18 protein-coding genes are annotated in these 21,806 nt (G+C 64.8%); 6 read left to right on the forward strand and 12 right to left on the reverse strand.

Annotation, left to right across the window (positions count from 1 at the left end; translation table 11 throughout):
• The first annotated feature begins 90 nt into the window (after positions 1 to 90).
• The 3 genes from uriH to ACZYZ4_RS17120 are packed head-to-tail and all read left to right on the forward strand — an operon-like array spanning position 91 to position 3,512.
• Complete coding sequence (uriH, locus tag ACZYZ4_RS17110) at positions 91 to 1,104, forward strand: uridine-preferring nucleoside hydrolase UriH (protein WP_463862807.1); 1,014 nt, start codon at positions 91 to 93, stop codon at positions 1,102 to 1,104.
• Positions 1,105 to 2,532, forward strand: coding sequence for a uridine transporter UriT (uriT, locus tag ACZYZ4_RS17115; RefSeq protein WP_463862809.1), 1,428 nt, complete (start codon positions 1,105 to 1,107; stop codon positions 2,530 to 2,532).
• A complete protein-coding gene (locus tag ACZYZ4_RS17120) occupies positions 2,529 to 3,512 on the forward strand; it encodes a ribokinase (protein WP_463862811.1) in 984 nt (327 codons plus the stop codon). Before uriT ends, ACZYZ4_RS17120 begins: the two co-directional genes overlap by 4 nt.
• A 90-nt stretch (positions 3,513 to 3,602) precedes the next feature.
• On the opposite strand, the gene purU is transcribed toward ACZYZ4_RS17120, so the two are convergent.
• From purU to glyA, 7 genes are read right to left on the reverse strand one after another with little or no spacing between them, the layout of a single operon-like run.
• Complete coding sequence (purU, locus tag ACZYZ4_RS17125) at positions 3,603 to 4,499, reverse strand: formyltetrahydrofolate deformylase (RefSeq protein ID WP_463862812.1); 897 nt, start codon at positions 4,497 to 4,499, stop codon at positions 3,603 to 3,605.
• Between the two features lie 2 nt (positions 4,500 to 4,501).
• Entirely contained in the window at positions 4,502 to 5,875 is a 1,374-nt protein-coding gene (locus ACZYZ4_RS17130) for an L-serine ammonia-lyase (RefSeq protein WP_463862813.1), read from the reverse strand.
• Entirely contained in the window at positions 5,876 to 6,511 is a 636-nt protein-coding gene (locus tag ACZYZ4_RS17135; RefSeq protein ID WP_463862814.1) for a sarcosine oxidase subunit gamma, read from the reverse strand.
• Positions 6,504 to 9,467: a sarcosine oxidase subunit alpha family protein gene (locus ACZYZ4_RS17140; protein WP_463862816.1), complete on the reverse strand. Its 2,964-nt coding sequence runs from the start codon at positions 9,465 to 9,467 to the stop codon at positions 6,504 to 6,506. The genes ACZYZ4_RS17135 and ACZYZ4_RS17140 overlap by 8 nt, the downstream gene beginning before the upstream one ends.
• On the reverse strand, positions 9,464 to 9,859 hold the full coding sequence (locus tag ACZYZ4_RS17145) for a sarcosine oxidase subunit delta (RefSeq protein ID WP_463862818.1): 396 nt from the start codon (positions 9,857 to 9,859) through the stop codon (positions 9,464 to 9,466). The genes ACZYZ4_RS17140 and ACZYZ4_RS17145 overlap by 4 nt, the downstream gene beginning before the upstream one ends.
• A gap of 39 nt (positions 9,860 to 9,898) precedes the next feature.
• On the reverse strand, positions 9,899 to 11,119 hold the full coding sequence (locus ACZYZ4_RS17150; RefSeq protein ID WP_463862819.1) for a sarcosine oxidase subunit beta family protein: 1,221 nt from the start codon (positions 11,117 to 11,119) through the stop codon (positions 9,899 to 9,901).
• Positions 11,116 to 12,504: a serine hydroxymethyltransferase gene (glyA, locus tag ACZYZ4_RS17155; RefSeq protein ID WP_463862821.1), complete on the reverse strand. Its 1,389-nt coding sequence runs from the start codon at positions 12,502 to 12,504 to the stop codon at positions 11,116 to 11,118. Before glyA ends, ACZYZ4_RS17150 begins: the two co-directional genes overlap by 4 nt.
• A 158-nt stretch (positions 12,505 to 12,662) precedes the next feature.
• Here glyA and ACZYZ4_RS17160 point away from each other — a divergent pair, with 158 nt between their 5' ends.
• The gene (locus tag ACZYZ4_RS17160) at positions 12,663 to 13,334 is read left to right on the forward strand and encodes a GntR family transcriptional regulator (RefSeq protein ID WP_463862823.1); all 672 of its coding nucleotides are present in this window, start codon (positions 12,663 to 12,665) and stop codon (positions 13,332 to 13,334) included.
• An 801-nt stretch (positions 13,335 to 14,135) separates the two neighbouring features.
• On the opposite strand, the gene ACZYZ4_RS17165 is transcribed toward ACZYZ4_RS17160, so the two are convergent.
• The 4 genes from ACZYZ4_RS17165 to ACZYZ4_RS17180 all read right to left on the reverse strand — a co-directional run bounded on the left by ACZYZ4_RS17165 (position 14,136) and on the right by ACZYZ4_RS17180 (position 18,145).
• Complete coding sequence (locus tag ACZYZ4_RS17165) at positions 14,136 to 14,420, reverse strand: hypothetical protein (protein ID WP_463862825.1); 285 nt, start codon at positions 14,418 to 14,420, stop codon at positions 14,136 to 14,138.
• Between the two features lie 70 nt (positions 14,421 to 14,490).
• Positions 14,491 to 15,084, reverse strand: a complete 594-nt coding sequence (locus ACZYZ4_RS17170; protein WP_463862826.1) for a 2-oxo acid dehydrogenase subunit E2 — start codon at positions 15,082 to 15,084, stop codon at positions 14,491 to 14,493.
• Positions 15,081 to 17,225: a thiamine pyrophosphate-binding protein gene (locus ACZYZ4_RS17175; protein ID WP_463862828.1), complete on the reverse strand. Its 2,145-nt coding sequence runs from the start codon at positions 17,223 to 17,225 to the stop codon at positions 15,081 to 15,083. The genes ACZYZ4_RS17170 and ACZYZ4_RS17175 overlap by 4 nt, the downstream gene beginning before the upstream one ends.
• Positions 17,226 to 17,587: 362 nt before the next feature.
• On the reverse strand, positions 17,588 to 18,145 hold the full coding sequence (locus tag ACZYZ4_RS17180; protein ID WP_463862830.1) for an amidohydrolase family protein: 558 nt from the start codon (positions 18,143 to 18,145) through the stop codon (positions 17,588 to 17,590).
• A gap of 530 nt (positions 18,146 to 18,675) precedes the next feature.
• Here ACZYZ4_RS17180 and ACZYZ4_RS17185 point away from each other — a divergent pair.
• Positions 18,676 to 19,671, forward strand: a complete 996-nt coding sequence (locus ACZYZ4_RS17185; RefSeq protein WP_463862831.1) for a LacI family DNA-binding transcriptional regulator — start codon at positions 18,676 to 18,678, stop codon at positions 19,669 to 19,671.
• A gap of 7 nt (positions 19,672 to 19,678) precedes the next feature.
• On the opposite strand, the gene ACZYZ4_RS17190 is transcribed toward ACZYZ4_RS17185, so the two are convergent.
• Positions 19,679 to 20,890, reverse strand: a complete 1,212-nt coding sequence (locus tag ACZYZ4_RS17190; RefSeq protein ID WP_463862833.1) for a trans-sulfuration enzyme family protein — start codon at positions 20,888 to 20,890, stop codon at positions 19,679 to 19,681.
• A gap of 106 nt (positions 20,891 to 20,996) precedes the next feature.
• Here ACZYZ4_RS17190 and ACZYZ4_RS17195 point away from each other — a divergent pair, with 106 nt between their 5' ends.
• Entirely contained in the window at positions 20,997 to 21,515 is a 519-nt protein-coding gene (locus ACZYZ4_RS17195) for an Lrp/AsnC family transcriptional regulator (RefSeq protein WP_463862835.1), read from the forward strand.
• The last annotated feature ends 291 nt before the right edge of the window (positions 21,516 to 21,806 follow it).

The following is a 21,806-nucleotide window of genomic DNA, read 5'->3' on the forward strand; positions in this document are numbered from 1 at the left end:
ACGTGCTGCAACGTTAAGCGCTTGACGCGCGGCCGGGGCGGGTGCCATGATCGCACTGAATACTTTCGGCCACTGCTCCGGCAGGCCCCAATGACGTGGAGATTTAACGTGGAATCCAAACCGATGAAACCCGCCGCCAAGAAGATCATTCTTGACTGCGACCCCGGGCATGACGACGCCGTGGCCATCCTGCTCGCCCACGGCAACCCTGACATCGAATTGCTGGCCGTCACCACCGTTGTGGGCAACCAGACGCTCGAAAAGGTCACCCGGAACGCGCTCGCCGTCGGGACCATCGCCGGCATCACCGGGGTGCCTTTTGCCGCCGGCTGCGGCCGGCCCCTGGTCCGCACCATCGAAACCGCGCCGTCCATCCACGGCGAGACGGGCATGGACGGCCCCGCGCAGCCGGAGCCCACCATCGAACTGGACCCGCGCCACGCCGTCGACCTCATCATCGACACCGTGATGGCCCACGAAGCCGGCACGGTCACGCTCGTTCCCACCGGCGGCCTCACCAACATCGCGCTGGCAGCCCGCAAGGAACCGCGCATCGTGGAACGCGTCAAGGAAGTTGTCCTTATGGGCGGCGGCTACCACGTGGGCAACTGGAGCGCCGTGGCCGAATTCAACATCATCATCGACCCCGAAGCCGCCCACATCGTCTTCAACGAAAAATGGCCCGTGGTGATGGTGGGCCTGGACCTCACCCACCAGGCGCTCGCTACTCCGGACGTGGTGGAGAGGATTGAGGCTGTGGGTACCGGACCCGCCAAGTTTGTGATGGAACTGATGGAGTTCTTCACCCAGACCTACAAGGACGCCCAGGGCTTTGACTTTCCGCCCGTCCACGATCCCTGCGCCGTGGCCTACGTGATCGATCCCAGCATCGTCACCACCCGCAAGGTTCCGGTGGACATCGAACTGCAGGGCACGCTGACCCTCGGCATGACCGTAGCTGACTTCCGCGCCCCCGCGCCGGACGACTGCACCACTTCCGTGGCCGTTGACCTGGACCACGCCCGTTTCTGGGATCTCATCACGGATGCCCTCGTGCGCATCGGTGAACCTGCCGGCCTTGCAGCAGCCACGGGAGCCAAGTAAATGAGTGCCACCCTCACTGACTCAAAAACCAGCCGGGGCAACGTCACCGCCCTGATGGTCGCCCTGCTGGCCGCGTGCGTCGCCTTCCAGCTCAACGCCTCCATGCTCAGCCCGGCCCTGGTCACCATGGGCAAGGAACTGAACACCGATCAGGCCGTCATCGGACTCTCCCAGACCTGGTTCTTCACCGCGGCAGCCCTGTTCTCCCTCTTCCTGCCCCGCCTGAGCGACATCATCGGCCGCAAGAAAATCCTGATCGGTATGATGCTCCTGATGGCCGTCGGTTCGGTCATTGCGGCCATGGCCCCGGACGTGACCTGGCTGTTTGTGGGCCGCATCATCCAGGGCGTCAGCGGCCCCACCGTGCCGTTGTGCCTCATCATGCTCCGCTCCGCCGTCAGCAACCCGCGCAAATACGGGACGCTCATGGGCCTCATCACCGCGGTCAACGGCGGCGTGGCCGGCGTCGACTCCTTTGTGGGCGGCTACTTCGCCGAGCACTTCGGGTTCCGCAGCATCTTCTGGCTCATGGTGGTCCTGGGCCTCGTCGCCACCGCTCTGATCGCCTTCCTCGCCGGCGAGAGCAAGCCGGCCGCCGGCACCTCCATGGACTGGCTGGGCGTGTTCTTCATCGTCGTCGCCGTGGGTGCGCTGCTCACCGCCCTCAACGAGGGCTCCAAGCTGGTGGGCGCCTTCGCGCCCGGCACGCTCCTGCTGGCCGTCGGGCTGGTGGTGGTTGCCGCCGTCGCGTTCTACTGCTTCTGGACCGTGGAAAAGCGCGCCAAACAGCCCATGGTGGAAACCGTTCACCTGCGCCAGCGCTCCACCTGGGCGCCGCTGCTGACCACCACACTGACCATGACCGGTATCTTCGCCGTCATCAACGGGATCGTGCCGGCGTATGTGCAGGCGGCGGACCCGGGATTCGGCATCGGCCCGACCGAAATGTCGCTCATCATCCTCACCCCGTACGCCCTGCTCGGCTGGCTGGTGGGTCCCATCAGCGGCAGGCTCGCGCCGGTGCTCGGCTACACCAAGGTCCTTCGCATTGGCATGCTGGGCAGCATCGCCGCCCTGGCCATCATCGCGTTCTTCGGCCTCAGCAGCCTGCCCATGATGATCGCCGGAACGGTCTTGTTGGGCATCATGTACGCCGGTACGGTCAACATCATGCTGAACGGACTCGGAGTTGTCCTCGCACCCGCAGGAAACCCGGGATTCCTGCCGGGCATGAACGCGGGCGCCTTCAACCTGGGCGCCGGCCTGAGCTTCCTGGTGCTGCCCGCCGTGTTGGTGGCCACCTCGGCCCTCGGCGACGCCAAGGCGTCCTACCTCACCGTGGTGGTGACGGGCCTGGTCATCACGGTGGCCGCGTTCGCCGCGTCGCTCCTCATTCCCAAGCCTGTCGAGGCTGAGGTGACCGAATGAGCTCCGCAATAGCCGGCTCCCCAGCCAGGATCGTCGTCGTCGGGTCCCTGAACGCGGACCTGACCATCTATTGCGAGCGGCTGCCGCTGCCCGGTGAGACGGTACACGGCAACGGATTCGCCGTTAACCCGGGTGGCAAGAGCGCCAACCAGGCCGTCGCCGCCAGCCTGCTGGGCGGGGCCGTCAGCCTGCTGGGTGCAGTCGGGGTGGACGCCAATGGCGACATGCTGCTGTCCTCGGCTGCCGGCGCCGGGGTGGACATCTCCGGCGTGCGGACCTCAGCAACTGAGGCCACCGGCGTCGCCGTCATCGCCGTGGATTCCAATGGTGAGAACAACATCATCATCTCGGCCGGCGCCAACGGCACACTCTCGCCGGCGGACGTCGCCGCCGCGGCGGAAACGTTCGACGGCGCCGCGGTGGTCTGTCTCTGCCTGGAGGTCAGCCTTGACACGGTTGAGGCCGCCGCCCGGGCAGGGCACGACGCCGGCGCCAAAGTTCTGCTCAACCTCTCGCCTTACGCGGAAATCCCGCAGCAACTGGCGGACCTGACAGACGTCCTGCTGGTCAACGCCCACGAGGCGTTGCTGTTCCTTGGCTCCGCCGCAATTCCCGGCAGCGACGCGGATGCTGGGGACTGGGAAGCGGTTAGGCTGGCCTTTGCGGAGCGGGGACTCCAGCGGGTCCTGGTCACGCTGGGGGCCCACGGCTCCGTGGTGCTGGATTCGCAGGCTCCTTCAGGGCAGCAGCTGATCCGGGTGGCACCCGTCAAGGTCAAGGCCGTGGATACCACCGGCGCCGGCGACGCCTTCACGGGGGCGGTGGCAGCCCGCCTGGCAGCTGGCGCGCCACTCGCTGAAGCGGCCGCCTTCGCCTCGATTGCCGCCGCGCTGGCCACCACCCGAAAAGGAACGCAGGCAGCCTATCCGGAGACGGAGGACGTGGAGCGGGTGCTCACGTCGGGTGCCCGCGCCGTGTGACGGACTCACGGAAATGCGGAAATGCGGAAATGCGGAAATGCGGGAAACGCCGACGGCGTCGGGTGACTGCCGCCGTCGGTGTTTCCCTGCTTAGCCGAGAACCACGGTTCTGTTCCCCTGCAGTATCACGCGGCCTTCGCAGTGCCAGCGGACGGCGTTGCTGAGAGCCTTGCATTCGGTGTCGCGTCCGGCGGCCACCAGGTCCTCGGGGCCGTAGGTGTGGTCCACTTCCACTGTCTGTTGGGAAATGATGGGTCCCTCGTCGAGTTCGGCGTTGACGTAGTGTGCGGTGGCGCCAACGGTCTTGACCCCGCGGGCGTAGGCCTGGTGGTAGGGCTTGGCGCCCTTGAAGCTGGGCAGGAATGAGTGGTGGATGTTGATGGCGCGCCCGTCGAGCTTGCGGGTGAGTTCGTCGCTGAGGACCTGCATGTAGCGGGCCAGCACCACCAGTTCCACGTCGAACTCGTCCACCAGTTCCAGCAGCCGGGCCTCGGCCGCCGGCTTGGTGTCGGCGGTGACCGGGACGTGGAAGAACGGGATGCCGTGCCATTCCACGAGCGTCTGGTGGTCGGTGTGGTTGGAGACCACGGCCGCGATCTCTACCGGGAGTTCGCCGCTCCTGGCGCGGAACAGCAGGTCGTTGAGGCAGTGCCCGAACTTGGACACCATAATCAGCACGCGGCGCTTGGAACCTTGCGGCTCCAGCCGCCAGCGCATCCCGAACCGGTCCGCCACCGGGCCGAAAGCGGCCCGCAGCGTGTCCGCGGTGGAGGCGTCGCCGTCGGACGCGAAATGCACCCGCATGAAGAAGTGCCCTTCCGAGCGCTCACCGAACTGCTTGCTGTCCACGATGTCGCAGCCGTGCTCCAGCAGGAAGCCGGAAACCGCGTGGACGATGCCGGGCTGCTCCGGGCAGTCGAGGGTCAGCACGTGTTCAACGGTGGTAACGGGCCGCGCAGGCGACGCCTCATTCTGGATGGCAGTCATGGCTAGCACTCGATCACGTTGACGGCGAGGCCTCCGCGGGAGGTCTCCTTGTATTTGGTTTTCATGTCCGCTCCTGTCTCACGCATGGTTTTGATGGCCTTGTCCAGGGACACTTTGTGGCTGCCGTCGCCGTGCAGGGCAAGACGGGCGGCATTGATGGCTTTGACGCTGGCGATGGCGTTCCGTTCGATGCAGGGGATCTGCACCAGCCCGCCCACGGGATCGCAGGTCAGGCCGAGGTTGTGTTCGATGCCCACCTCGGCGGCGTTTTCCACCTGCTCGGGCGTGCCGCCGAGGACCTCGCACAGGCCGGCGGCCGCCATGGAACAGGCGGAGCCCACCTCGCCCTGGCAGCCAACTTCGGCGCCGGAGATGGAGGCGTTGATCTTGAAGAGAATTCCGACGGCGGCCGCGGCCAGCAGGAAGCGGACCACCCCGTCGTCGTTGGCGCCCGGAACAAACTTGATGTAGTAGTGCAGCACCGCCGGGACGATGCCGGCCGCGCCGTTGGTGGGTGCGGTGACGATGCGCCCGCCGGCGGCGTTTTCCTCGTTGACGGCAAGGGCGAACAGGTTCACCCATTCCATCGCCCGGAACGGGTCGGTGACGCCGGTGTCCGCGGTCAGGGTCTGGAATAACGACGGCGCCCGGCGCCTGACGTTCAGCCCGCCGGGAAGGGTCCCTTCCGCGGCGCAGCCGTTGTGCACACATTCGCGCATCACGGCCCAGAGTGCCAGCAATTTTTCTCGGAGTTCCGCTTCGCTGCGCCAGGTGAGTTCGTTGGCGAGCATCACGTCGGAGATGGACATGCCTTCACGGCTGCAGATCGCCAGGAGTTCATCTGCGGTGGTGAAGGGGTAGGGGAGGATGGTGGCGTCGGCCACTACCCGGTCGCCGGCGTCGGCATCCCCGTCAACAACGAAGCCGCCGCCTATGGAGTAGAAGCTCCGTTCGCTGAGCACGGCGCCTGTGTGGTCCAGGGCGCGGAAGGTCATGCCGTTGGGGTGGGCCGGGAGGGATTTGCGGCGGTGCAGGACCACGTCCTCGTCCCAGTTGAAGTCCACCCGGTGCTCCCCGCCCACCCACAGTTCGGCGTCGAGGGCGGCGGCGGCCACCCGGTCATCCGCCGTGGACGTGTCCACCGTTTCGGGGTCCAGCCCCTGGAAACCCAGGACCACGGCCTTGTCCGAGCCGTGGCCCCGCCCGGTGGCGCCGAGCGAGCCGAACAGTTCGGCCTGCACGCGCCTGGTGGAGCTCAGGTGTCCGTCGCCTTTGAGTCCGTCGGCGAACAGTTTCGCTGCCCGCATCGGGCCGACCGTGTGTGAGGACGACGGCCCGATGCCAACGGAGAACAGGTCCAGGACGCTGAGCGCCATTTAGGGGACCTCTGGCGAGGCGTACTCACGCATGGCGTCGAGGAGCCAGCGGCCCAGGAAATCGGCGAACGAGGCGCGGGGGAAGAGCCGGTAGCTTTCCTCCCCGGTCTTCTGCAGGACCACCGGGATGTTGCCGACCTCGGTGTTCAGGGCGGTTCCCGGGGTGAAGCTGCGGGGGTGCAGGTCCAGGGCGCAGCCCTTTTCCAGGACGGCCCGGGCGCGTGGGCCGGTGAGGTCGAAGGTGGTGCGGTTGGCGGAGAGGTCCACCACCTGGCCGGGGGCCTCGCCCAGGGCGGCCACGAGGGAGCCGATGAGGTCTCCGCCCAGGGAGTCGTGGGCCTGTTCCGGTGCCACTACCAGGAACTCGGATGGTCCGAGCCAGAGGACGCTGACGCCGTTCGCGCCGCCAACGTCGCCGCAGCGTGCCGGGAGGCCGCCGGCGACAGCGGAGATCCGTGCCCCTTCCTCCGAACGGGGGTCCACGCGGATGCCCGCCATGGTCTGGAACGGGCCTTCTTCCAGGACCACGGTTCCCTGGACGGAGCCGGCCTCCAGCGCTGCGGCCAGGTGGGAGGCGGGGCTGCGGCGGATGTCCCGGAGTCCATTGATGCCATTGAGTGCTGCAGAGTTAACCATCTTTGCGGGTCCCTTCGGGGTCAAAAAGTACGGTTTCTGCCACAACAACGTCAACCAGTTGGTCGCCGGCGGCGGCCACGAGGGTCTCACCGATGCGGTTGCGGCCATTCTTGATCAGGGCCAGCCCAAACGAGCGGCCCAGCGCGGCGCTGTGGTAGCTCGAAGTTACGAAGCCCTGCATGGGGACGGGGCCGTAGGCGGGGTTCGTTGAGATCCCCTTTTCCACGAGCTGGGTGCCTTCCGGCAGCCGCAGCGTCCTGTCAACGGGCAGGACGCTGACCAGGTGCTTGCGGTCCCCGCGCTGGGCATCAGCACGGGCGTAGGAGCGTTTGCCGACGAAGTCCTTGGCCTTGGAAACCACCCATTCCATCCCGGCGTCCTGCGGGGTGACGGTGCCGTCGGTGTCCTGCCCGACGATCGGGTAGCCCTTTTCGGCGCGGAGCACGTGCATGGTTTCGGTGCCGTACGGGGTGATGTTGAATTCGGCCCCTGCCGCGGCCACGGCTTCCCAGGTGTTCAGCCCGTACCAGGACGGCACGTTGATCTCGTAGGCCAGTTCGCCGGAGAACGAGATCCGGCAGACCCGCGCCCGGACTCCGGAAGCCAGCGTGGTTTCCCGGAACGTCATGAACGGGAAGGCTTCAGCTTCCAGCCCGCCACCCGCTGCCAGCTCCGGTGCCAGTTTGGCGAGCACCGCCCGGGATTTAGGCCCGACGACGGCAATGGTGCTCCACTGTTCGGTCACCGAGGTGCAGTGCACGTCCAGCTCAGGCCATTCGGTCTGCAGCCATTCCTCCAGCCAGTCCAGCACCCTCGCGGCACCGCCGGTGGTGGTGGTCATAAAGAACCGGTCCTCGTCCAGGCGCAGGGTCACGCCGTCGTCGAAGATCATGCCGTCCGCCATGCACATGACGCCGTAGCGGGCGGAACCGGGCGCGAGCTTTTTGAACGCGTTGGTGTAGATCCGGTTGAGGAACTCACCGGCGTCCTTGCCCCGGATTTCGATCTTGCCGAGCGTGGTGGCGTCCATAAATCCCACGGAGTCGCGGACGGCGGCGCATTCACGCAGCACAGCCTCGTCCATGTCCTCCCCGGCCTGCGGGTAGTACCAGGGACGCTTCCACTGTCCGACGTCCTCGAACAGTGCGCCTTGTGCGACGTGCCACGGGTTGATGGAGGTGACGCGGGCGGGGTCGAACAGTTCGCCGCGCTGGCGTCCGGCGAGTGCCGCGAACGCCACCGGGGTGAATGGTGCCCGGTAGGTGGTAGTGCCGATGTCGCCGATGCCGCGGGACGCTTCGCCAGCCTGGCGGAGTGCGGCGGCGATGACGCCGATCGCGTTGACCCCGGAGGTCTTGCCCTGGTCGTTGGCGGTGCTGATGGAGGTGTAGCGCTTGATGTGCTCCACGGAGCGCATGCCGGCGCCGGTGGAGCGCAGGACGTCTGCCACGGACTGGTCGCGCTGGAAGTCCACGAAGTGGTGGTGCCATTCATCCGGCGTGCCGGTCTGGCCCGGGACCAGCCAGAGCTGGCGGGTAGGGCCGGAGGCCTTCGGCTCGCCGATGACGGACGGCTTGGTGGTGGACGCCAAGCCCGCGGCGGTGGCCGCGGTGGCTCCGGCGGAAATGCCTTCGGCCAGGCAGTCGGCGAGTTCGAAGCTGCCACGGCCGGAGCCAATGGTCTGCTGGTTCGGGACCACGGTGCTTGGCACAAAGGCTGCCAGCTCCTCGTCCCAGCGCAGCTTGCCCTGCCGCTGGGAGTGGAGGTGCACCAGCGGGCTCCAGCCGCCGGAGACTGCCAGCAGGTCGCAGGCGATCTCTTCGACGCCGGAGGTGAGTTCGCCGTCGTCGTTGATGCTGCGGACGGTCACGCCCGCCAGCCGGCCATCGGCGCTGGTTCCATCGGCCCTGACACCGGCGGCGGTGCCCGCCACCGCGCTGCCGATCAGCACCCGGGTGCCGGCTTCCACGGCGGCAGCTGCCACGTCGGTAAGCGCGGGACGGGCGTCCACCACGGCCTGAACCCTGACCCCGGCGGCGCGCAGGTCCGCGGCGAGGGCGTAGGCGCTGTCGTTGGTGGTGCTGATGACCACGCGCTGCCCGGCGGCAACGGCGTAGCGGTTAAGGTAGCTGCGGGCGGCCGAGGCGAGCATGATGCCGGGGCGGTCGTTGTTCTCGAAGACCAGGGGCCGCTCGTGGGCGCCGGGAGCGAGCACCACCTGATTAGCACGCACGTGCCAAATCCGCTGCCGGGAAACGCCGGGGGCGGCCGGGGTGGACAGGTGGTCGGTGCGGTTCTGGACCGCGATGACATAGTTGGCATCGTAGGCGCCGAAGGCCGTGGTGCGGTTCAGGACGGTGCATTCAGCTGCCGAAACGAGTTCGGCCTCCACGTCCGCCACCCATTCCAGGGCCGGCTTGCCTTCGATAGTCTCAGCCAGCCCGGGCGCAGTGGATCCGGAGAGAAGTGATCCGCCGAGTTCAGGCTGGTCGTCCATGAGCATGACGCGGGCTCCGGTGCGGACCGCCTCGCGGGCTGCGGCCAAGCCGGCGGGGCCGCCGCCGATCACCAGGACGTCGGTGTGCACGTACTTCTTGTCGTATTCGGCCCGGTCTTCCTCGGGGTCCAGTCGGCCCAGGCCGTTGAGCAGGCCCGCCTGCAGGCCGTCCACCAGGGTGACGGTGGTGGCGGGGAGCATGGACTCGGCCACGTGGCCCGGGAACCGTGCCTCGATCCTGACCAGCGCGTTGGCTTCCTCGACCCCGGCGGACATGATGCCGCGGGGCCGGTCCTCGTAGAGCGAGTTGCCGGCGGCGATCCGGCCGTTGGCGAGCAGGGCGGACGCGAGTGTGTCGCCGGGGTGTCCGGTGAATTCCTCGCCGTCCACGGTGAAGCGCCAGGAGATGGTGCGGTCGATGCGTCCGCCGGCGGCGAGGCGGGCGTTCTGGGAAGTCACTTGGTTGCTCCTTCCGGGGCGGTGATGCTGGTTGCTGCGGTGCTCGGCGCGGTGGTGCCGGTGGTGGTGCTGTCGGCGGCGAGGCTGGCAGTGCCGGATTCGGAGGCTGCCGGGCTGGCCGTTGCCGGCCGGGGCGTGCCCATCGGGTACACGGCCTGGATGTCGTAGGTGACGGTGTCGCGGAGCATGTTGAACCACTGGCGGCAGCCGGTGCTGTGCAGCCAGCGCTCGGCGAAGGCGCCCTTGGTGTTGTCCCGGTAGAACAGGAACTCGGCCCATTCGCGGTCGTTCAGCCCGTCGGGGTTTTCCGGGTACGGCACGTGGGCCTGGCCGCCGTAGTGGAACTCGGTCTCGTCGCGCGAGCCGCAGTTGGGGCAGGAGATAAGCAGCATGTGCGTCTTCTTTCTAGGGTGCAGGGTCGCTGACGGCGGCTAGTGGGCGACGGCGGCTGCGCCGTGTTCATCGATCAGGGCACCGGTTTCGAAGCGTTCCAGCGCGAACGGCTTGTTCAGCTTGTGCGGGGCCCCGGTGGCGATGGTGTGCGCGAAGGTGAGTCCGGCAGCCGGGGTGCCCTTGAAACCGCCGGTGCCCCAGCCGCAGTTCACGAACATGTTCTCCACCGGAGTGGTGCCCACGATGGGGGAGGCGTCAAGGGTGGTGTCCACGATGCCGCCCCAGGTCCGGAGCACGTGCGCCCGGGCGAAAATGGGGAAAAGCTCGACGGCGGCGGCCATCTGGTGCTCGATCACGTGGAAGGAGCCGCGCTGGCCGTAGCCGTTGTAGGAGTCCACGCCGGCGCCCATGACCAGTTCGCCCTTGTGGGCCTGCGAGACGTAGACGTGCACGTGGTTGGACATGACCACCGTGGGGTGGACCGGTTCGTGCAGTTCGGAAACCAGGGCCTGGAGCGGGTGGGACTGGATGGGGAGCCGGAAGCCGGCCATTTCCGCCAGGACCGAGCTGTGGCCGGCGGCGCACAGGCCCACCTTTTCGGTGTTGATGGTGCCGCGGTTGGTCTTGACGCCCACCACGCGGTTGCCGTCCTTGACGAAGCCGGTGACTTCGCAGTTCTGGATGATGTCCACGCCGAGTTCGTCGCACTTGCGGGCGAAGGCCCAGGCCACGTGGTCGTGCTTGGCGATGCCGGCGCGCGGCTGGTACGTGGCGCCCATCACGGGGTAGCGGATGTTGTCGCTGATGTTCAGGATGGGGCAGAGTTCCTTGACCTGCTGCGGGTCCAGCCATTCCGCGTCCACGCCGTTGAGCTTGTTCGCGCCGACGCGGCGGATGCTTTCGCGGACGTCGCCCAGGGTGTGGGCGAGGTTCATCACGCCGCGCTGGCTGAACAGGAAGTCGTATTCGAGCTCCTCCGGCAGGATTTCCCAGAGCTTGAGGGCGTGCTCGTAGATGGCCGCGCTCTCGTCCCAGAGGTAATTGGAACGGATGATGGTGGTGTTCCGGGCCATGTTGCCGCCAGCCAGCCAGCCCTTTTCCAGGACGGCGATGTTGGTCATGCCGTGGTTCTTGGCCAGGAAGTAGGCGGTGGCCAGGCCGTGCCCGCCGCCGCCCACAATCACGGCGTCGTAGCTTTTCTTGGGGTCCGGGTTGCGCCAGAGGAAATCCGGGTGCTCCGGGAGCTGTTGGGTGCTCACTGGGCGGCTCCGATCATGGCTGTTTCGAACGCGGCGATCTCGGTGCCGCTGTCGTCCTGGGAAAGATGCGTGTAAAGCGGGAACTGGTCGGCCAGGGCGGTGACCCGGGCGCGGAGTCCGACGGCGGCGTCGTCGCTGAGTGAGGCGCCGCCGGTTTCGGCGCTGGCGTCGTTGTTGTCAGTGCCAGTACCAGCCGCGGCGATGAGCGCCGTCGCGATGATTTCCGCCACTTCGGTGAATTCCACGGCGCCGAAGCCGCGGGTGGCGAGGGCGGGTGTGCCGATCCGGAGTCCGGAGGACACCATCGGCGGGCGGGGGTCGAACGGGACGGCGTTGCGGTTAACGGTGATGCCGATCCGGTGCAGCGCGTCTTCGGCCTGCTGGCCGTCCAGTTCCGAGTTGCGGAGGTCCACCAGGACCAGGTGGACGTCGGTGCCGCCGTTGACCACCGAGATGCCGGCCGCGGCGACGTCGTCGCGGAGGAGCCGTTCGGCCAGCAGCTTGGATCCCTGCAGGACGCGTTCCTGGCGTTCCTTGAATTCAGGGGTGCCGGCGAGCTTGAAGGCCACGGCCTTGGCGGCGATGACGTGCTCCAGCGGGCCGCCCTGCTGGCCGGGGAACACGGCGCTGTTGATCTTGCGGGCGTACTCCTCCTTGGCCAGAATGACTCCGCCACGCGGGCCGCCGAGGGTCTTGTGCGTGGTGGTGGTGACGACGTCGGCGTAGGGGACCGGGTTGGGGTGCAGTCCTGCTGCCACGAGGCCGGCGAAGTGGGCCATGTCCACCATGAGGTACGCGTCCACGAGGTCGGCGATCCGACGGAACTCGGCGAAGTCCAGCTGGCGGGAGTAGGCGGACCAGCCGGCCACAATTAGTTTTGGACGGTGTTCCAGGGCCAGTGCTTCGACCTCGGCCATATCGATCAGGAGGTCCGATTTACGGACGTGGTACGGGACTACGTTGTAGAGCTTGCCGGAGAAGTTGATGCGCATGCCGTGCGTGAGGTGGCCGCCGTGGGCCAAGTCCAGTCCCATGATGGTGTCGCCCGGGTTCAACAGCGCGAACATCGCGGCGGCGTTAGCCTGCGCACCGGAGTGCGGCTGGACGTTGGCGAATTCCGCGCCGAACAGGGCCTTGACCCGGTCGATGGCGAGCTGCTCGACGACGTCGACGTGCTCGCAGCCGCCATAGTAGCGCTTGCCGGGGTAGCCCTCGGCGTACTTGTTCGTCAGGACCGAGCCCTGCGCCTCCATGACGGCCGCCGGGGCGAAATTCTCCGAGGCAATCATCTCCAGTGTGGACTGCTGCCGGCCCAGCTCATTGACAATGGCCTGGTGGATCTCGGGATCGACTGCGGAAAGTCGCTCGTTCAACTGCTCAACCACGGATGCTCCTTTGAAATACCACTGTTGCGATGACTGATATATCAGTGTGAGGTCAATGGTATGATTGAGGTCACAACGGAGTCAATAGCGCGAAGCAAAGTGCCACTGGGCTTCCGCTTGGAACCCGGAGGCTATGTAGCGAAGAACGGAGGGGCGCCTTGAATGCACTTCTTGCCCTGCCTACCGCCGAGGAGGAAGCTCCGTCCCAGGCGGAGGCCGCCTACCGGCAGTTGCGCGACAAGCTGATTATGCTCGAGATCCGTCCGGGCGAGCCGATCAATGACGGGCAGCTGGCGGCAGAGCTCGGCTTCGGACGGACTCCTGTGCGCGAGGCGATCAAGCGGCTGGAAGTCGACCACCTGGTGGTGTCCTATCCGCGCCGCGGGACCTTTGCCACCAATGTCGACTTCACGGAGCTGGCCGACGTCTCGGAGATCCGGGAACTGCTGGAGCCGCTGGCCGCGCGGCGTGCGGCCAGCAGGGCAAGCGAGAGCATGCGCCGGGAATTGCTGCAGGTGGCCGGTGCCATTGCGGAGTTGGATCCCAGCATGGGGGAGTCGCGCGACCTCATGCGCTACGACCTGACGGTGCACCGGTTGATCTACAAGGCGGCCGCCAATCCGCACCTGGAAGACACGCTGATCCGCTACGACAACCTGGCCACGCGCATCTGGTGCCTGGTCCTGGACAAGGTGCCCTCGGTGAGCGGCCACATCACCGAGCATGTGGATTTGCTCAAAGCGGTGGCCGCGGGGGACGCCGACAAGGCAGGCGAGCTGGCCCTGCACCACGTCACGAGCTTCGAAGAAACCATCCGGAAGGTGCTGTAAAGCGTCCCGGTCGGTTGAGCCGCGGCCCGGGGATCGAGCTTTTCGAAATCAGATGATTGCTGCCCGCACCCATGTCAAGGAAGCCCCGAAAATCCGCGGAATTAACAGCCGACACGGCACCCCGAACTCGTAGACGTTTCTATCCGGGCCTCGGCCCAGCGAGTCCTCGAATAGGCCCAGATCCCTGTAGCGGGGCGGACTTCAAGGGTCCAGGTACCCGGACGGGTGACGCGGTATCACAGAGTCCAATTCTGCAGATTCTGCAAAGGATCCCTTCTACTGGCACCCTGCGTATCAATGTTGGGCGTATTCGCCTCCAGAAGAGCTCGTCGCTGGGCAATGAAGGGCGTGCGACTCAGCACGTCGATCGGGAAGGCGGCCGCGGGAGGCACTGACCTGGTGTCGGCGGGACTCATTGATCTTGACAGCGCCAACGTGCCCAGGCCAGACGGACACCGTGGGCGCTACCGGCGACGTGGTGGCTCTTTGCAAAGTCCTGTCAGATTGGAATCTAAGTGCTTCCATTGGGGGCGTGCCGGAACGCTATGTAGACCCTATCCTGACGGTGTCCAAGAGGCTGCCTGACGTCCGGTTGGGGTGTACCCCAAGCTGACACCTGTTTGACTCGGCACGCGATTCCCACAAGGGCATGGACCAAACCGGAGAGGATGCCAGCGGGCATTGGCGCCGCGAAAAGCGGATACGGCGATTGCGGCTCGTGGCAGCACCGTTGCCAACACCCCTTCTGGCGGATCCGGGGGTCTGCACGGCAAATGTCGATCCCGTCGCCCTCGTGGATCATTACCCGACCCCATCGCCGCTCAGATGGATCCAGATGATACTGCCGTCCCGGGTGACTTCATTGACCCATCCGGTGCCAATTACCTGGAGGCCGCGGCGAAGCTCGACAAATTCCTGAGGCCAGAGGCGCTTCCACTGCTTCATAAGGAGCGTTTGGCTGGCCCCGGTAGCCGTAGGATTCTGGATGGTCAGGGCTAGCAACGTTTCTTTCGCGGCCTCGCCGACGCGGTTGTAGCCCCGCCCGTTGAGGAGGACGCTTTCCCTGGACTGTTGGTGCAGGCTCATGCCGGTGCTCCTTTCGCTCTGGCGGCTGGTTTAATCCATAGCCTCTCGTTGGCCCACACCGGATCACGGCTTAGATTCTGTCGGCCGCGCCCGTTTCGATGTGTGTCTTGATTTGTGAGAGGAAGCGGGCGGCGTCTGCTCCGTCGACGATCCGGTGGTCGTAGGTCAGGGCGAGGTAGGCGAAGGATCTGATGCCGATGCGGACATCTTCTGAGGGGAGGGGCACGACGCGTTCCACGACGGTCCCGGTGCCGAGGATTGCTGTCTGGGGGTAGTTGAGGATGGGGGTATCGAAGAGGGAGCCCCTGCTGCCGGTGTTGGTGATCGTGAACGTCCCGCCCTCCAGGTCTACGGGAGTGATCCGGCCGGTACGCACTCGTCCGGCGAGATCGTCCACGGCCGCGGCGATCTCGTCGACATCCTTCGTTTGGGTGTCGCGGACCACGGGAACCATGAGTCCTTCTTCTTGGGCGAGGATACGGATCAGGGTGCCGGAGAAGGGAGCGGATATTTCGGTATCGACCTTGTCCGTCGCGACCTCGAGCAACGGCTCGCCGTCGGTGACCGGATCGCCTGGGTTTTTCAGCCAGCGCGAAAGGGTCGCGACCGTTCCGCCCGCTCCCATCGGCGGCAGGGTGAACGTTGTTGTCGTCGTCTCTGTCACTGGGTCACGTCCAGGGTGGCGCGCACGATGCTGTCCACATCGATTCCGTGGTAACGGTAGACGTCGTCGACGTCGCCGGCCTGACCGAAGCGGTCCACGCCGAGGTTGCGGCTTTTGACCTGGTGCACGCCGGCGAGGAACGCCAGTGTGTGTGGGTGTCCGTCGAGGACCGTGACCATGGGAACAGCACGCTCCGGTGGCAGGATCTGATCCAGAATCCAGGACGGTGCGTCCTGGTTCTGTCCGTTGCGGCCCTGGAGCGCTTCATAGAGCAGGCCCGGGCTGGTGACACACACGACGTCCACCGGAGTGCCCTGGGCCGCCAGGCGATCGGAGGCTGCCAGCGCTTCCGGGACCAGGGCTCCCATGGTGACGATCGTCGCGGCCGGGTTAGTGGCCGCGCGCAGCACGTAACCGCCGGCAACCACCTGACGGCGGCGACGCTCACGGGCAGCCGGATCCTCGGGCACGGCAGCCAGCTGCTGATCGACCGGTTTCGTGGAGAGCCGCAGGTAGGCGGACTTGCCATCCGGTCGTCCGAGCTGCGACATCGAGGCGAGCAGCGTCCATTCAGCATCAATGGCGAACGCCGGTTCGTAGCTGGTGCACCCGGGCTGTTCCAACCCGATGGAGGGGGTCTTGATGGACTGGTGGGCCCCGCCTTCGGGGGCGAGCGTAACACCGGACGGTGTCCCTACCAGGATCGACTGCCCGCCGGCGTAGATACCGTAGGACCATGGTTCCAGAGCCCGTTCAACGAACGGGTCATAGAGCACACCGATCGGGAAAAGAGGCTGGCCCCAACGGCTCCAAGTCGCGCCGAGCTCACTGATGAGCCCAACCAGGTTGACCTCGGCGATGCCAAGTTCGATGTGTTGTCCGGTGGGATTTTCCCGCCAATGCATCACGGTTTCGGCGTCGTCACTGAACCAGTTCTGGCGCTCTTCAACTGACCACACCCCGACCTTGTTCAACCAGCCGGCGAGGTTGGTGCTGGAACTCACGTCGGGACTGACGGTCACGACTCGCCGGGCGACCTCGGGCGCCGTCCGGTTGAGGTCCAGCAGCGCACGCCCCAGGGCGGCCTGCGTCGTGGCCGTGCCTGAGGGAGTCCTGCCAAAATCGGTCGGGACTGTCGGCGGGGCCACCACCGGTACGCTCTCGCGCTGGAGGGACTCAGCTGTTGTCCGGACCAGCTGCCCGGCGGGGCTTGAGGGGTCAAAACGCACCCACGGGGCATCAGGGTTCTCACCCATCCGGTCTGCGAGCTGACGGTACTGCTCAACGGTGAGCAGCGAGGAGTGGTTCTGCGGGTGGCCCTCGGTGGGCAGGCCGTTGCCCTTGACGGTGTAGGCGATGATGACGGTCGGTTTGGTGTCATCGATCTGCGAGTAAGCCTCGCGCAGTGCGGCCAGGTCATGTCCGCCCAAGTTCCTGATCGCCCGGATCAACACGTCGTCTTCGACGCCCGCGATGAGGCCGGCGATGGCCTCACTCCCTGCGCCGTCACCGGGGAGGCGGCGGCGCAGTTCTTCGGCGGAGCAACGCAGGAGCCGCTGGTACTCGGGGTTGGACATCTCAGTGATGCGCTCCCGCAGAGCATCGCCTCCCGTACGTGCCATGAGGCTTTCGAGGAGGCGCCCGAAGCGCACGGTGATGACCTGCCAGCCGGCGGCCGCGAACAGACGCTCGATCTTGCCCGCCGCGATGTTGGGCACGACCCGGTCCAGGGACTGCCGGTTCAGATCAACAATCCACACGATCTCACCGAGATCGGCAACGTTGGAGTCCAGGACGGCCTCCCAGACGGCCCCCTCGTCGAGCTCGGCGTCGCCGACAAGGGAATACTGGCGCCCCCGGGTCGGCGTGCCGGTCACGGTCTCGGTGTAACGCCGCGAGATCGCACCCCAGATCGGCGCTGTCGCACCGATACCGACCGAGCCCGTGGAGTAGTCCACCGGGTCCGGGTCCTTGGACCGGCTCGGGTAACTCTGCAGCCCGCCGAACTCCCGCAGCGTCGTGAGGTACTTCTCATCCAGGCTGCCCAGCAGATAGTTGATCCCATGCAGCACCGGGGAAGCATGCGGCTTCACAGACACACGGTCCTCCGCCCGAAGCTGACCGAACCAGAGCGAAGTCATGATCGTTACCATTGATGCACTTGACGCCTGGTGCCCGCCGACCTTGACTCCTGACTTGTTGGGACGAACACGGTTCGCGTGGTGAACGATCGAGGTTGCAAGCCACAACACTCGCCGTTCGATGTCGCGCAAGGTTTGAGAGCTGAATTCTGCGTGTCCGGTCTCAGAGTCGGGCGCCTGATTGTCGAAGAACGTGGTGGCAGTCATGTTGGTTGTCCCCTGGTGAATCTGTGCGCACGGCTGTGCGCTGGGTGTGGGTACCGGTCGCGTGTGAGAAGCGATTTGCAAGCCGATTCTCGTAAAACCGGATCAGTGGTGGTTGGCTCGACTGCCGCGAGGCGAACCTGAGGCGGAGACTTCCGTCATGGAGACGCTGCCACTTCATGGTCGAATCGACGGTTGAGGCCATTGTTGGCAGTTTCGCGGGCGTCATAAATGGTCTTGCCGCCCGAAATGGTTAAAACACAGTTTCCCTCGCCCTGATATACCAGCGATCGTTCGACGTCATGATCGTGAACTTCAATTGCAAAGAGTGCAATATCGGCTGGGCCTCCGGGAGAAAGGGCTCCAAATCCTGACCCCACTGCAAGCCCCATCGCCTTGGCGCCGCCGGTCGTGGCGGCTCGGATCAGTCGCACGAAGAGGTCTTTTTTGATGTAACCCTGCTCGCGGGCCAGATCTGCCAGGAGCCTCACGTCTGACATGAGATCAAGTGACGGGGACGAGGCGAGCGAGTCCGTGCCGATCGCAATCTTATGGCCCTCGCTCAGATACGCCGCGGCGGGGGGAAGATCGAGCCCGATCACAGCATTGGATCTTGGGCAAAGTACGACCTGAGTGCCGCGGGTAAGCAGAAGGTCCCTTTCTTCCCGATATCGTTCATGTCGAGCCCTCAACTCCGTTGGTGAGAATGTGTGCATCGGTTCCGACGGAGCCGATATGCATTGGGTTTCGACGACTCTAAGCGCTTAGAATGATAGCTGTCAACCATCGTCAGAGAAGTGACGCCCTCGGAGGCAGAAAGGCAAGGTGGGGCCATGGAATCGGCAGAACCCGTTTTCGAACATGACGTGTGCAGTGACCGCATGCCAGATATACGCCACAACCCTCTTGATACATCACAGACGGATCCATTGGCGGTCACGCAGCAAGCCGCGGAGGAGACTGCTTGGCTTGCGGGAGTGGAACGACATGACCTGGCCTTGACTCTCGGCAGAGAGGTCATTGCTGCCGGACGTGCCGCGGAACCGCCATCAGTCGACTGCTCACAGAGATTGTGGCTGCGACTTAGGGCGAGCATGAGACGTTCTACGACCACGCCGGCTTGGGCTCTGTCGGCTTGGGCGATTGCAAGCCGCGGCATACTAACGACAGAGCCTGACCCGGGGCCCGAGCTCGCGGGTGATACCACCAGACGGATGAGCGAATTTCGCAGATTGGGATGGGATACATGAGCACTACTTCTCGAAGGCCCACTTTGGCCGACGTTGCGCGTCTGGCGCAAACCTCCACCGCGGTCGTTAGCTATGTCATCAATGACGGGCCGCGCCCGGTTGCCCCGGATACACGGCGCAAAGTGCAGAAGGCAATCGAAGACCTCGGATACAGGCGAAACCCAATCGCGGGGGCCCTGATGAGCGGTCGGTCCAACCTTGTCGGACTTTTGGTACCTGACTCCTCGAATGCATTCTTCGGTGAGATGTCCCGGCATATCGAGCAGGAAGGCAAAGCGCGCGGCCTTCTCACACTCCTCGGAAACACTGCTTACGACCAAACAGCGGAAGTGGAATACGAATTGGCCTTTTCGGACCTGCGTCCACGTGGAATATTCGTGACAAGCATCGATTCAACGGTTCAGTCCAAGGGCGCCGGCCCGAGGATCTATCTTCATTCGATGCCACTCAATTCGGATGCCCCCAGCGTGGTGTTCGACGACCTGGGGGGCGGACTCTTGGCCACGAATCATCTCCTCGGGCACGGTCTAACTGATATCCACTGCGTCACCGGCCCGGACGATTTCGGTCCCTCGGGGCAACGAAAACGCGGTTGGGAACTGGCTCTCGGGGCAGCCGGGGTTTCGACGCACGGGAAACTGCATCGTGCGCCGTTTGATCGGTTGGAAGCCGAGACGGTCGTGCGCGGATTGTTGGCATCCGATTCACCACCCCAGGCAATCTTTGCAACCACCGACGAGCAGGCGCTGGCAACAATGCGTGCGGCTGCTGTAGTCGGTCTGCAGATACCTCGGGACCTCGCTGTTGTCGGCTTCGATGGAATTCGAGAGGCCCTCTATGGAAACAATCGACTGACCACCGTGTCTCTTCCCCTCAACGAGCTCGCCTTAAGGGCGTTCGAGGTCCTGGACACGTGGGATCAACCTGAGTCCACAAAGCATCACGTGCTCTCTGGTTCACTTGCAGTGGGCGAAACGTGCGGATGCACGTAGGTTCTCATCATGTCGCGGCGCCAAGAGTCTGTTCGACTACCCGGCTCAAGGGGTTGAGAGCCGCAGTTATGTCCGCGGTCAAGTCGTCAACGTGCTCGAGCCCGATGGAGAGCCGAACAATCCCTGCTCCTGGTCGGGCTTCCGGAGCGACAGGCCTGTGCGTCAGAGAAGCCGGGTGCTGGACCAGCGAGTCAACTCCTCCGAGCGAGACCGCATGGGTGAGGAGACGGCAAGATTCCACGAATGTTCGTGCGGCGTCGTAGCCGCCCACCATCTCGATCGCGATGAGAGATCCAGGCCCGTCAAGCTGCCGGCCGAGCAGTCCCTTGGGATCCTGTCCAGGGAGACCCGGGTACATCACCCGTTCGACCTCCGGGTGAGTCTGCAGCCTTCTCGCGAGCTCAAATGCTGTCGCTTGTTGCGCACGGACACGTACGGGTAATGTGCGCAACCCCCGATGAAGCAAATAGGCCGCGAATGGATTGAGGAGGCTTCCAGTTAGAGCGCGGACTCCCCGAAGCCGTGCGGTCCAATCGGGGTTTGTTGCAACCACCCCTCCCATCACGTCACCATGGCCGCCTATATATTTCGTGGCGCTGTGCAGGACGAGCGTCGCGCCGTGTTCGATCGGGCGTTGCATCACCGGAGTCGCAAAGGTGTTGTCGACCAATACTGGGACACCAGCAGCTTGTTCGACAACATGACGAATATCAATCATCTCAAGCGTGGGGTTGGCCGGAGTCTCGAGAATGACCAGGCCGGTGTCCTCCCTGATTGCCGAGGCAATGCCGTTTTCATCGACCCATGTCACGCTCGTTCCCAAGAGCGCTGAAGCGAGTACGTGATCAGTTCCACCGTATATAGGTCTGAGCGCGACTACGTGAGGCTTTCCGGCGGCCACGGTCGCTGTCAGACAAGCCGCAAGCGCGGCCATGCCCGTGGAGAAGGCTACGGCCCTGTGTGCCCCCTCCAAAGAGGCGATGCCGTCCTCGAAACGGGCTACACCCGGTTGCCACAGCCTCTGATAGACGGCGGATTGCTCCGGGGCGAGGTCCCCTCCGGCTGCCAGGTTCTCGTAAGAGTCACCCCCGGATTCGACACTCGCAAGCGGGTTTGTTGTCGAAAGATCAATTGTCGGAACGTGAGAACCGGACTCTGTCACGCCGTCCATCCCGGAATGGACGGCGAGCGTTTCGATACGAAATTGCGGTTTTTGCATGGGCCCAACCAAAGCAGATACTGCATTTTGATGCAATTGATTCGCAGAAGATAGCTATATTGGTAGATACATCGCACATTCTTCAACTTTTTGGATGTAGACCCATATGGAACCGCAGATTTCCGTCCCTGACAGCGTCGATCGTGCTCTGATGCGAGCCCTCTCAATTAATGCCCGTGCATCCGGAGCCGCCCTCGCGGCTGACATTGGTGTCGCAGAGTCAACCATCTCGACGCGATTGCGCCGGCTCCAAGCCTCAGGGAACATCCTTGGGTACCGAGCTGAGCTTGATTTCAGCACGTTGGCGCCCTTGCAGGCCCTTGTTTCGGTTCGCCTGGTCAAGCACGCTCGTGGTGAAGTGGATAGTTTCCGCCTAGCGGCTCCGAGCTGGCCCGGAGTTAGAGCTCTTTTCCACATGGCCGGCGCCGACGACTATTTGTTGCACATTGCGGCGGCTAGCGCCTCGGAACTCCGCGAGTTCGTCCTCCGCTACCTGGCGAGCCATCCCGCGGTTAGGAGTACGGAAACGAACCTGATCTTCGAACATGTTCAAGGCGATGGTTGGCAGCGGCTCCTTGAACCGGAACGCGGCTTCACGCATTCCAGGGAATCGGCCAATCGATAGCACTGCCGGAGTTGCCCGTTGACATGGCGAATCTAAGCGCTTAGATTCGATTTTGAGATGGGACTCTGCTGATTTTGAGATGGGACTCTGCTGCTGGCGTACTGAGCCTGGTCAACGCCAGGGAGGCTACACACCGTCCCAGCACGTATGGAAGGAAAATCGATGCCGTCCCATGGTGGACCAATTCTGCCGCCAGTGACGCTCTGGGAAAGCGGCGAAGGCGAGCAGGTCAGGCTGGGCATCGGTGGGCATTCCGGCGACCTTCGGATGCGACCGTCGTGTGATGGGCGA

Source organism: Pseudarthrobacter adonitolis (assembly GCF_055412845.1).

Excerpts from the sequence above, each read along its gene's own strand:
- uriH (WP_463862807.1), top strand. The coding sequence starts at position 91 with ATGACGTGGAGATTTAACGTGGAATCCAAACCGATGAAACCCGCCGCC.
- uriT (WP_463862809.1), top strand. The coding sequence starts at position 1,105 with ATGAGTGCCACCCTCACTGACTCAAAAACCAGCCGGGGCAACGTCACC.
- ACZYZ4_RS17120 (WP_463862811.1), top strand. The coding sequence starts at position 2,529 with ATGAGCTCCGCAATAGCCGGCTCCCCAGCCAGGATCGTCGTCGTCGGG.
- purU (WP_463862812.1), bottom strand. The coding sequence starts at position 4,499 with ATGACTGCCATCCAGAATGAGGCGTCGCCTGCGCGGCCCGTTACCACC.
- ACZYZ4_RS17130 (WP_463862813.1), bottom strand. The coding sequence starts at position 5,875 with ATGGCGCTCAGCGTCCTGGACCTGTTCTCCGTTGGCATCGGGCCGTCG.
- ACZYZ4_RS17135 (WP_463862814.1), bottom strand. The coding sequence starts at position 6,511 with ATGGTTAACTCTGCAGCACTCAATGGCATCAATGGACTCCGGGACATC.
- ACZYZ4_RS17145 (WP_463862818.1), bottom strand. The coding sequence starts at position 9,859 with ATGCTGCTTATCTCCTGCCCCAACTGCGGCTCGCGCGACGAGACCGAG.
- ACZYZ4_RS17165 (WP_463862825.1), bottom strand. The coding sequence starts at position 14,420 with ATGAGCCTGCACCAACAGTCCAGGGAAAGCGTCCTCCTCAACGGGCGG.
- ACZYZ4_RS17175 (WP_463862828.1), bottom strand. The coding sequence starts at position 17,225 with ATGACTTCGCTCTGGTTCGGTCAGCTTCGGGCGGAGGACCGTGTGTCT.
- ACZYZ4_RS17180 (WP_463862830.1), bottom strand. The coding sequence starts at position 18,145 with ATGCACACATTCTCACCAACGGAGTTGAGGGCTCGACATGAACGATAT.
- ACZYZ4_RS17185 (WP_463862831.1), top strand. The coding sequence starts at position 18,676 with ATGAGCACTACTTCTCGAAGGCCCACTTTGGCCGACGTTGCGCGTCTG.
- ACZYZ4_RS17190 (WP_463862833.1), bottom strand. The coding sequence starts at position 20,890 with ATGCAAAAACCGCAATTTCGTATCGAAACGCTCGCCGTCCATTCCGGG.
- ACZYZ4_RS17195 (WP_463862835.1), top strand. The coding sequence starts at position 20,997 with ATGGAACCGCAGATTTCCGTCCCTGACAGCGTCGATCGTGCTCTGATG.